The organism is Catenulispora sp. GAS73 (genome assembly GCF_041262085.1).
GTDB lineage: Bacteria > Actinomycetota > Actinomycetes > Streptomycetales > Catenulisporaceae > Catenulispora.
Genome location: NZ_JBGCCM010000034.1, coordinates 113,959 through 123,407, shown reverse-complemented (window position 1 = coordinate 123,407; position 9,449 = coordinate 113,959). Strand labels below are relative to the sequence as shown.

General features: G+C 70.0%; 9 protein-coding genes. 3 read left to right on the top strand and 6 right to left on the bottom strand.

Annotated elements, in window-relative coordinates; translation table 11 throughout:
- Nucleotides 1–670: 670 nt before the first annotated feature.
- The gene (locus ABH935_RS38995) at nt 671–1,324 is read right to left on the bottom strand and encodes a TetR family transcriptional regulator (RefSeq protein ID WP_370383003.1); all 654 of its coding nucleotides are present in this window, start codon (nt 1,322–1,324) and stop codon (nt 671–673) included.
- 65 nt (nt 1,325–1,389) lie between these two features.
- Between ABH935_RS38995 and ABH935_RS38990 the strand changes: the two genes are divergently transcribed.
- Nucleotides 1,390–2,772: a GH1 family beta-glucosidase gene (locus ABH935_RS38990; RefSeq protein ID WP_370383002.1), complete on the top strand. Its 1,383-nt coding sequence runs from the start codon at nt 1,390–1,392 to the stop codon at nt 2,770–2,772.
- A gap of 33 nt (nt 2,773–2,805) precedes the next feature.
- On the opposite strand, the gene ABH935_RS38985 is transcribed toward ABH935_RS38990, so the two are convergent.
- The 3 genes from ABH935_RS38985 to ABH935_RS38975 are packed head-to-tail and all read right to left on the bottom strand — an operon-like array spanning nt 2,806 to nt 4,773.
- Entirely contained in the window at nt 2,806–3,189 is a 384-nt protein-coding gene (locus ABH935_RS38985; RefSeq protein WP_370383001.1) for a VOC family protein, read from the bottom strand.
- A gap of 25 nt (nt 3,190–3,214) precedes the next feature.
- Nucleotides 3,215–4,087, bottom strand: a complete 873-nt coding sequence (locus tag ABH935_RS38980) for a TIGR02452 family protein (RefSeq protein ID WP_370383000.1) — start codon at nt 4,085–4,087, stop codon at nt 3,215–3,217.
- 8 nt (nt 4,088–4,095) lie between these two features.
- Nucleotides 4,096–4,773, bottom strand: a complete 678-nt coding sequence (locus tag ABH935_RS38975) for a class I SAM-dependent methyltransferase (RefSeq protein WP_370382999.1) — start codon at nt 4,771–4,773, stop codon at nt 4,096–4,098.
- Between ABH935_RS38975 and pip the strand changes: the two genes are divergently transcribed.
- Together pip and kynU are read left to right on the top strand one after the other, a co-directional pair.
- Entirely contained in the window at nt 4,772–5,734 is a 963-nt protein-coding gene (pip, locus tag ABH935_RS38970) for a prolyl aminopeptidase (protein ID WP_370382998.1), read from the top strand. The two genes, ABH935_RS38975 and pip, sit on opposite strands and share 2 nt — an antisense overlap.
- Before the next feature lie 71 nt (nt 5,735–5,805).
- Complete coding sequence (kynU, locus tag ABH935_RS38965; protein WP_370382997.1) at nt 5,806–7,092, top strand: kynureninase; 1,287 nt, start codon at nt 5,806–5,808, stop codon at nt 7,090–7,092.
- Nucleotides 7,093–7,112: 20 nt separating this feature from the next.
- Here the strand turns inward: kynU and ABH935_RS38960 are convergent, their stop codons facing one another.
- On the bottom strand, nt 7,113–8,270 hold the full coding sequence (locus ABH935_RS38960) for an acyl-CoA dehydrogenase family protein (RefSeq protein WP_370382996.1): 1,158 nt from the start codon (nt 8,268–8,270) through the stop codon (nt 7,113–7,115).
- A gap of 49 nt (nt 8,271–8,319) precedes the next feature.
- Nucleotides 8,320–9,171 carry a spermidine synthase gene (locus tag ABH935_RS38955; RefSeq protein WP_370382995.1) on the bottom strand — a complete coding sequence of 284 codons (852 nt, stop codon included), beginning with the start codon at nt 9,169–9,171 and terminating at the stop codon, nt 8,320–8,322.
- Nucleotides 9,172–9,449: the final 278 nt, after the last annotated feature.

Here is a 9,449-nt window from a genome sequence, read left to right as displayed (position 1 = left end):
GAGCGTCGGTCAGGCGGTGGGTCAGGCCCACCCCGCACCATCACTGCCGACCATCATCACTGTCAGGCGACGACGCGACGGGGAACCCGGGACGAGGCGACCACAAGCAGCGTCCGCCAGCCGACTACGCGACCCCCCTCCCCGGAGCGAGTGCCGCTCGCCGCGCAGGCGCCGCCGGAGGCCCTGTCTTTGACTTTCAGGCACCCACCACGCCCGACGATTGCCGCCCACGCAACGCGTGCGCAGTGACTCGGACCGGTGCGCGGTCGTGTCCAGCATCACCGCCGGCCGCCAACGCGACGCCAGGCACACCACCGAACTGCGCCACCCAGCGGATCCTTCTTAAACCCGTGCGAAGCCGTAAAAAGCTCCTAAAACCCACCACCAAACCGCACCCACCACGCCCCAGCTACCCACACCCACACCCACACCCACACCCACACATCAAGCAGGGGCGCCGCTTCTTACGGCTTCGCACACGGTTTGATGACCTCGCAGGGGGACGCAGTCCGGTTGTGCGGAGTGGGTTGCGCTGGCGGCCGGCGGTGTGGGTGTGCACGACCGCGCGCCGGATCTGCTCGGGAGCGGCAGCCTGGCCGCACCGGTCCGGCAGACGTGCCCCCGATGCCAGCCGCCGGCTGCCTTCGCCGCTCGAAGACCCGCCCGCCCCTCACCCCACGTAATAAGGCCCCAGATACCCCACCAACAGCTTCTTGCACTCCGCGATCAGCGCGGCGTCCCCCTCCGGATCGCTCCGGAAAGCCAGCTGCAGCACCGCGTCCGCGGCCTCCATCGTCACCCGCAGCGCCAGTTCGATCTCCGCGCTCCCGGCGCGCGAGGAGTCCAGGAACGGTGTCAGCATCCGTAGCCGCCGCGCCACCGCCGTGTTGTTCTCGACGTTCTCGTCCAGCAGGTACAGGTCCCGGGGGTCCGCCTCCGACCACTCGCTGCCCGCGCCGAAGTCCAACACGCCGAAGCCCGGCAGCGTCCGGCGCATGTCCACGAACTCGTCGATGGCGACGTCCACGACCTCCTCCACTGAGCGCGGCGCCGCCTCGCCGTACCGCCTCTCCAGGCGCTCCATGTAGGTCTCAAGGTTGCGCGCCGCCAATGCGTGTACCAGGGCGCTCTTGTCGGCGAAGAACTGGTACACGGTCCCGATCGGCACCTCGGCGCGCTTGGCCACCTCGGTGGTGGTGAGGCCGGCGAAGCCGACCTCGTCCAGCAGCTCGGCGCACACGTTGAGGATCCGCTCGTAGCGCTCCGCGCTGCGCCGCTGCATCGGCCGCCGGCGCAGGCCCGCGCTCTCGGTCGTGGATTCCATTCCCCTATTCTCCTCCGCCCGCTAACCTGAGAATGACTCATGTTAGTCCGTCCCGGAGGCCCGCAGTGTTCGATCGCACGATCCCCGATACAGCGAATACCGCCCATGCCCCGCTCCCGCCGTTCCCCGCGGCCTTCCACTGGGGGACGTCCACCTCCGCCTACCAGATCGAGGGCGCGCCGGCCGAGGACGGCAAAGGCGTCTCGATCTGGGACACCTTCGTCCGCCGGCCCGGCGCCGTGCGCGACGGCCAGACCGGCGACGTGGCCTGCGACCACTACCACCGCAGCGCCGAAGACATAGCTCTGATGACGGACCTCGGCGTGAACGCCTACCGCTTCTCGGTGGCCTGGACCCGGATCCAGCCCGACGGCTCGGGCCCGTCGAACCCCGCCGGCCTGGCGTTCTACGAACGCCTCGTGGATTCCTTGCTGGAGAAAGGGATCACGCCGTTCCCCACCCTGTTCCACTGGGACCTCCCGCAGGCCCTGGAGGACCGCGACGGCTGGCTCGCCCGCGACACCGCCCACCGCTTCGCCGACTACGCCGCGATCCTCGCCGACCGCCTCGCCGACCGCGTCGAGCACTGGATCACGCTCAACGAGCCCTTCATCCACCTCGCGTTCGGCTACGCCTTCGGCGTCCACGCCCCGGGCCGCGCGCTGATGACCGACGCCATCCCGGTCGCGCACCACCAACTCCTCGGGCACGGCTTGGCGGTCGGGGCTCTGCGCGCGGCGGGCGCCCAAAAGGTGATGATCGCCAACAACTGCACCCCTGTCTGGCCCGCGAGCGACGCCGCAGACGACAAGACGGCTGCGGAGGCCTACGACACCCTCCACAACCGTCTGTTCAACGACCCGATCCTCCTCGGCCGCTATCCGGACCTCTCGGCCTACGGCACCGGCCCCGACCTCAACGGCGTGGTCCGCGACGGCGACCTGCAGACCATCGCCGTGCCCCTGGACGGCCTCGGCGTCAACTACTACAACCCGACCCGCGTCGCGGCTCCCGGCCCCGAGCACGGCCTGCCGTTCCAGGACGTCCCGATCGAGGGCGTCCCGCGCTCGGCGTTCGACTGGCCGGTCGTCCCGGACGGTTTGCGCGAACTCCTCGTGGGCCTCGCCGCCCGCTACGGCGAAGCCCTCCCGCCGATCTACATCACCGAGAACGGCACCTCGGTCGATGACAAGGTGGTCGCCGGCCGCGTCGCGGACGCCGACCGCATCGCCTTCCTCGACGGCCACATCAGGGCCCTGGCGCAGGCCATGGACGCCGGAGTCGACGTCCGCGGCTACCTGACGTGGACCCTGCTGGACAACTTCGAGTGGGCCGAGGGCTTCCACCAACGCTTCGGGCTGGTGCACGTCGACCACCGAACGCAGGCGCGGACGCCGAAGGACTCGTACTACTGGCTGCGCGACAGGCTCGCGGAGCTGTCGTACTAGGGCGGACCGAGAAGGGTGCTGCTGAGAAGGGTGCTAATGCGCCGAGACCATCTGCAGCGTCCACGTGTTCCCGTCGGGGTCGGCGAACCGCGCGTAGAAGACGTCTGGCTTGCCCTCGGCGGACATCTTCTCGACCTCCGCGATGTCCACGCCGCGCCCGGCCAACTCCTCCCGCGCGGCGTGGATGTCGTCCACGACCAAGTGCAGCATCTGCACGGATCCGGGCGCGCTGCCGAGCATCCCCTTGCCGAACGCGATGGAGCACGCCGACCCCGGCGGCGTCAGCTGCACGACCCGGAACTCGTCCCCGAACGCCAGGTCGTGATCGACGTGGAAGCCGACCTGGCGCTCGTAGAAGTCCTTGGCCCGGTCCACGTCCGTCACCGGGAGCGGGATCAGTTCGAGCTTGAAGTCCATGCCGCCAGCCTGGCACAGCCCGGGGTCAGACCCGGGAAGGCTCCCGTCCCAAATCTCCGAACGCCTCCTGGAACGCCGCCAACGTCGACTTCGCCGAAGACGTGTCGTACACCGCGAACACCACCCGCGCGAATCTGCCCTCGAAGACACCCCCGTCCGCGAGGTGCCCCCGGAAGACCCTCGCCACGGTCGTCGGATCGTTGCGGAACACGCCGCAGCCCCACGCGCCGAGCACCAGCGTCTGCACGCCGTGCTGCGCCGCCACGGCCAGCACGCGGCCGGCGCGCTCGGTCAGCAGCCCCTCGACCTCGTCCAGGGCCGCGGGGTCGTGCTTGGCCAGCGCTCCGGCGTTCGGCGCGGGCGAAGTCAGGTAAGAGATCTGATACGGCGTGTCCAGCAGCCGGGTGGCGCTGTCCCGATAGACGGGCACCGCGGGCGAGAAGATCACGCGGTGGCTGTACCGGGTGTCGCGGTTCGCACGGTGCGCGTCGTAGTAATCCCGCGCCTCCAGCAGCGTCGTATACAGCGCCGAGCTGCGGCAGAGGTCCTCCTCCTGGGCCCGCGCGCCGCCGAGGTAGCCGCCGCCGGCGTTGCGGGCCGAGGCGAAGTTCAGGATCGCGACGTCGGTCGCGCCTTCGGCGCGGACCAGCCGCTGCCCGGCCGCCGTGCTGGTCTCGCCGGTGACCTCGAACGCCGTCTCGTGGCGAACCGCATCGGCGGCGTTGAAAGACTGGTCGTTCAAGAGCCGCTGCGTCTGGCCCGGGCTGTACGAACGCGTGCCCTGACAAGCCGCGGCCACACTCGCGGCCAGATCCACGCGGGCACCACTCGGATTCACGTAGTAGCCGGCGGCGATGATGCTCTCGTTTTCGAGGGCGAGGCTTTTATATATCCCCATGAGTCTTTCTACTTAACGAAGGTGAAAAGCTTCTTGTCGTCCGGCGACGGAGCGGGATCCCGCTCCTGCCGATTCCCGGCGACATAAACCGCGGTCGGCAATTCCGAGTCCGATTCCCACAAGTCGGAGAATCCCGCTGCGGTGAACCAGCCGTGGATCCTCGGGATCACCGCCGGATCGAAGCGGTGGCGGGTCCAGATCGCGGTGCCGCCGCGCGCGGTCAGATTCGCGGCGCGGGTGGCGGTGTTCTGGATGTCGGCTTCGGTGATGTTGCCGAAGATGCCGCACAGCAGGAGCAGATCCGCCGGGGCGTAGTCGCCGAACCGGGCCGGGTCGGCCGCGTCGCCGGTCACCACGTCCACGGCCCCGTCCAGGCCGGCCGCGGTCGCGGCGTCCCGCGCTACTCGCGCGGTCACCGGATCGAACTCGATCAGGCGGGCGTGGACGTCGCCGCGCCGCGGGTGCTCGGCGAGCACCGGGATCAGGTCCCTGCCTTCGCCGGCGCACAGACTCAGGATCTTGATGCTCCCCGCCGGGGCTTCGTCGAGCGCGCGCCGGATGCCGCGCTGGACCACGACCAGCCGCTGGGCCATCGACGAGTCCTGATTGTCGTATTCCGCGAACCACGGCTTCCAGTCCCTTAATCCGGGCCTGGTCTCGTCGTCGGGGTCTACGATCGCGTCCATGTCTATTGTCTACCCTCCAATGGGTCCTTACGCCACCGGATTTCTCGACGTCGGCGACGGCAATCGGATTTACTACGAAGAGCTCGGCAACCCGGACGGCAAACCCGCGGTCAACCTGCACGGCGGCCCCGGCGCCGGCGCGATGGTGGGCCCGACCAAGGCCTGGGACCCCGAGAAGTGGCGGGTCATCCGCTTCGACCAGCGCGGCTGCGGGCGCAGCACGCCGCACGCGGCCGATCCGGCGACGGACATGTCCGTCAACACCACGTGGCATCTGGTGCGCGACATCGAGCTCCTGCGCGAGCATCTGGGCATTGAGAAGTGGCTGGTGAAGGGCGGCTCCTGGGGTGCCAGCCTGGCTCTGGTCTACGCACAGGCGCACCCGGAGCGGGTCACCGAGATGATCATCCCGGCGGTCACCTCGACCCGGCCGGAGGAGACCGACTGGCTCTACCACGGCGTCCGCCGTCTGTTCCCCGAGGCCTGGGACCGGTTCCGCAGCCACGTGCCCGAGGGGGAGCGCGACGGGAACCTCGTGCGGGCGTACAACCGCCTGATGGAGAGCCCGGACCGCGCGGTGCGCGAGGCCGCGGCGAACGCCTGGATGGAGTGGGAGGACGCGGTGATCTCCTTGGAGAGCAACGGGAACCCCGGCGCGTACACCGAGGGCTTCGTCGACGACGAGCGGATGGCCTTCGTCCGCATCTGCTCGCACTACTTCGCCAACGACGCCTGGCTGGAGCCCGGCCAGGTCCTGCGCGACATGCACAAGCTGCACGGCATCCCGGCCGTCCTCGTCCACGGCCGGCACGACCTGGGCAGCCCGGTCTACACCGCGTGGGAGATCGCGCAGGCGTGGCCGGACGCGAAGCTGATCGTCATCGAGGACTCCGGACACACCGGCAGCGAGGCGATGGGGCAGGCGCTGAACCAGGCGACGGAGGAGTTCTCGAAGCGGTAGCGCGATGACTCCCTCAGGGGCGCGCGCGAGCCCCCGTTCCGCGTGCGCCCACCCTCGCCTAGTCTGATCACGTGCCCGACACCACAGCTCACCCCCGCAATGACGCGGAACACCGTGACGCGACCGACCCGTTGGCGTCCCTGCGCACCCGTTTCGTGATCCCCGACGAAAAGCTCATCTACCTCGACGGCAACTCCCTCGGCCGGCTCTCCAAGGCCTCCCTGGACCGCGTCCAGGAAGTCGTGGCCGGCGAATGGGGCGATCGCCTGATCCGGTCGTGGAACGAGCACTGGCAGACGCTGCCGCAGACCGTCGGCGACTACCTCGGACAGCACTTCCTGGGCGCCGCGCCCGGACAGGTCGTCGTCTCCGACTCCACGTCGGTGAACCTCTACAAGCTGGCCTCTGCCGCCCTCGACGCGCGTCCCGGCCGAGACGTGATCATCAGCGATTTCCACAACTTCCCGACCGACCGCTACGTCCTGGAAGGCCTGGCCGCCGCGCGCGGCCTGGAGCTGAAGCTGGTCGAGTTCGACGAGCTCCTCGGCCCGACCGCCGACCGGCTCCGCGCGGTCCTGGACGCCGACGGCCTGGCTGAGCGCACCGCGCTGGTCTCGCTGTCGCAGGTGGACTACCGCTCCGCGGCCCTGGCCGACCTCACCGCCGTGAACCAGGTCGTGCACGAGGCCGGCGCGCTCGTGCTGTGGGACCTGTGCCACTCGGCGGGCTCGGTCCCGATCGAGCTGGACGCCAGCGGCACCGACTTCGCCGTCGGCTGCACCTACAAGTACCTGAACGGCGGCCCCGGATCCCCGGCGTTCCTCTACGCCAACGCCTCGCTGATCGACGAGGTCCGCCAGCCGATCTGGGGCTGGTACGGCCAGCGCGACCAGTTCGCGATGGGCCAGGGCTACGACCCGGTGCCCTCGGCGACGCGGTTCCTGGTCGGCACCCCGCAGGTGGTCGGCGTCTCGCTGGTCGAGGCCGGCGCGCAGGTCCTCGCCGAAGTCGGCATCAAGCCGCTGCGGGACAAGGGCGTGGCGCTCACCGAGTTCGCGATCGAGCTGTTCGACGCGTGGCTGGCCCCGCTCGGCTTCACCCTCGGCAGCCCGCGCGACTCCGCCGTGCGCGGCAGCCACGTCTCCGTGCGGCACCCCGAGGCGTACCGGATCTGCCGCGCCCTTATCGAGCAGTACGACGTCATCCCCGACTTCCGCACGCCGGACCGCGTGCGGCTGGGGATGGCCCCGTCCACGACCCGGTTCGTGGACGTCTGGGACGCGTTCGACGCGATGCGCCGGATCGTCGAGACGAAGGCCTACGAGCAGATCGACCCGACGCGGACCGACGTCACGTGACGACGTGCGAAGTCGCTGGGCTACAGGCCCAGCGACTTCGCGATGATGGTCTTCATAACTTCGCTGGTCCCGCCGTAGATCCGGGACACGCGTGTGTCCGCGTACAGCCGCGCGATCGGGAACTCGGTGATGTAGCCGTAGCCGCCGTGCAGTTGCAGGCACTTGTCGATGACGCGCCCGGCCGCCTCCGTGCAGAACAGCTTCACCTTCGCCGCGTCCGCGACCGTCAGCTCCCCGGCCTCGTGCAGCTCCAGCGCGCGGTCCACCATGCACTGCGCCGCCTCGACCTCGGTCGCGCACTCGGCCAGCACGAACTTGGTGTTCTGGAACGAGGCCACCGACGTGCCGAACACCGTGCGCTCGCGGACGTAGTCCAGCGCGAACCGCAGCGCCGCCGAGGCCGAGGCGTAGCCGCCGACCGCGATCGCCAGCCGCTCCTGCGGCAGGTTGTGGGTCAGGTAGCCGAAGCCCCTGCCGGGCTCGCCGAGCAGGTCCTCCACCGGGACCAGCACGTCGGTGAACGCCAGCTCGGCCGTGTCAGAGGTCTTCAACCCGATCTTGTCCAGCTTGCGCCCGACCGAGTAGCCCGCCGCCTTGGTGTCCACGCACAGGATCGACAGCCCGCCGCGCCGGTCCTCCGGCGTCGCCGGCGCGGTGCGCGCGACCACCAGCACCAGGTCCGCCAGCACGCCGCCGGTGATGAAGGTCTTCGCGCCGTTGAGCACGTAGTGCCGGCCGTCCTCGGTCAGCTTCGCTGTGGTCTGGATCCCGGCCAGGTCCGAGCCGGTGCCGGGCTCGGTCATGGCGATCGCCGTCATCATCTCGCCGGAGAGGAACTTCGGCAGCCAGCGCGCCTTCTGCTCCTCGGTGGCATACGCCAGCAGGTACGGCAGGATCAGGCCGACGTGCACCGTCGTGGTGCCGAACGTCACTCCCGCGCGCGTGGTCTCCTCGATCACGATCGCCTGATATTTGAACGTGCTCAGCCCGGCGCCGCCGTACTCCTCCGGCACCTCGATCCCGAACACCCCGAGCTCGCCGAGCCGGTGGTAGAACTCGCGCGGCGGGTGCCCGGCCCGCTCCCACTCGGGGTAGACCGGCACGACCTCCTTGGCGATGAAGTCGCGCAGCATGGCGCGGAAGGCTTCGTGGTCCTCGGTGTAGACGGTGCGGCGCATGGCGCCAAGTTACCGGCGGGTATCGGAAAAGGCCATGGCGGGCCCGGTTTCAGAACGCGTCGTCCGGCGGCTCCGGCGAGGCCTCGGCGTCGGCGTCCGTCACCGGCTTCGCCCCGCCCTGGAAATCGTCCAGGTCCTTCCCGCGCACCACCCGGCTCGGGAACGGATCCGAGGCGGCGCGCCGGACCAGCCCCGCCACCGGCAGCGGCACGTCCGAGGCCATCAGCACCAGGTTGCCGAACTTGCGGCCGCGCAGGATGCCGGGGTCGGCGAGCAGCAGCACGTGCTCGAAGTGCGCCTTGGCCGTGGCGACCTGGCGCCGCGTGAAGGTCAGGCCGGCGCCGGCCGTGCCGTCGGCGAGGTTCACCACGTGCACGCCGGTCGGCCGCAGAGCGCGCTTCGACAGCGCGACGTACTCCGTCGACGTGAAGTGCTTCGGGATGCGCGCCGCGGCGAAGACGTCCGTGACCGTCAGGTCGAAGGCGCCTTCCGGAACCCGGCCCAGCACGTCCCGCGCGTCGCCGGTCCGCAGCCGCACGCGCGCGTTGCGCGGCAACGGCAACTCCTTGCGGACGAAGTCCAGGAGCTTGCCGTCGATCTCCACCACCTGCTGCCCGGAACCGGGGCGCGTGACGGCGATGTAGCGCGGCAGGGTCAGCCCGCCGCCGCCGAGGTGCAGCACGCGCAGCGGCGCGCGTTCCTCGGCGGTGAGGTCCACCAGGTGCGCGATCTGCCGGACGTACTCGTACTCCAGGTACGTCGGGTCGTCGAGGTCGACGTGCGACTGCGGGGTCCCGCCGATCATCAGCTGGTAGGCGTTGCGGCGGTCCAGATCGCGGAGGAGATCCGGGCCGTCGGGGTCGTCGGCGGGGGACTCCTGCGGGGTTTTGGCGCGCGGCATGCCCGAGAGTCTAAGTGCCCCGCCGCTTTTGACGGCTTTCGCGAGGTCGGACGGCATTGCGCCACTCGATAGAGGGACTTTTCGGTACTAGCCACCCAATTCGGCTATCACAGACACTGAGGGTCGGCAGTCGCAGTCATCCGAGCAGGTGGGGACGGCGTCGTGGGCCGCGCGCAGGGGCGCGGGCCACGACGCCGAAGCCGAGGTGGAAGCCCGCCGATCGTGCGACGCGGCTGGCGGTCCGCACTCGTGGGGGTGTGACGGGGGAGTGAGGCGGC

Coding starts and splice junctions, on each gene's coding strand:
- ABH935_RS38995 (WP_370383003.1), bottom strand. CDS start 1,324: ATGGAATCCACGACCGAGAGCGCGGGCCTGCGCCGGCGGCCGATGCAG.
- ABH935_RS38985 (WP_370383001.1), bottom strand. CDS start 3,189: ATGGACTTCAAGCTCGAACTGATCCCGCTCCCGGTGACGGACGTGGAC.
- ABH935_RS38980 (WP_370383000.1), bottom strand. CDS start 4,087: ATGGGGATATATAAAAGCCTCGCCCTCGAAAACGAGAGCATCATCGCC.
- pip (WP_370382998.1), top strand. CDS start 4,772: ATGTCTATTGTCTACCCTCCAATGGGTCCTTACGCCACCGGATTTCTC.
- ABH935_RS38975 (WP_370382999.1), bottom strand. CDS start 4,773: ATGGACGCGATCGTAGACCCCGACGACGAGACCAGGCCCGGATTAAGG.
- ABH935_RS38960 (WP_370382996.1), bottom strand. CDS start 8,270: ATGCGCCGCACCGTCTACACCGAGGACCACGAAGCCTTCCGCGCCATG.
- ABH935_RS38955 (WP_370382995.1), bottom strand. CDS start 9,171: ATGCCGCGCGCCAAAACCCCGCAGGAGTCCCCCGCCGACGACCCCGAC.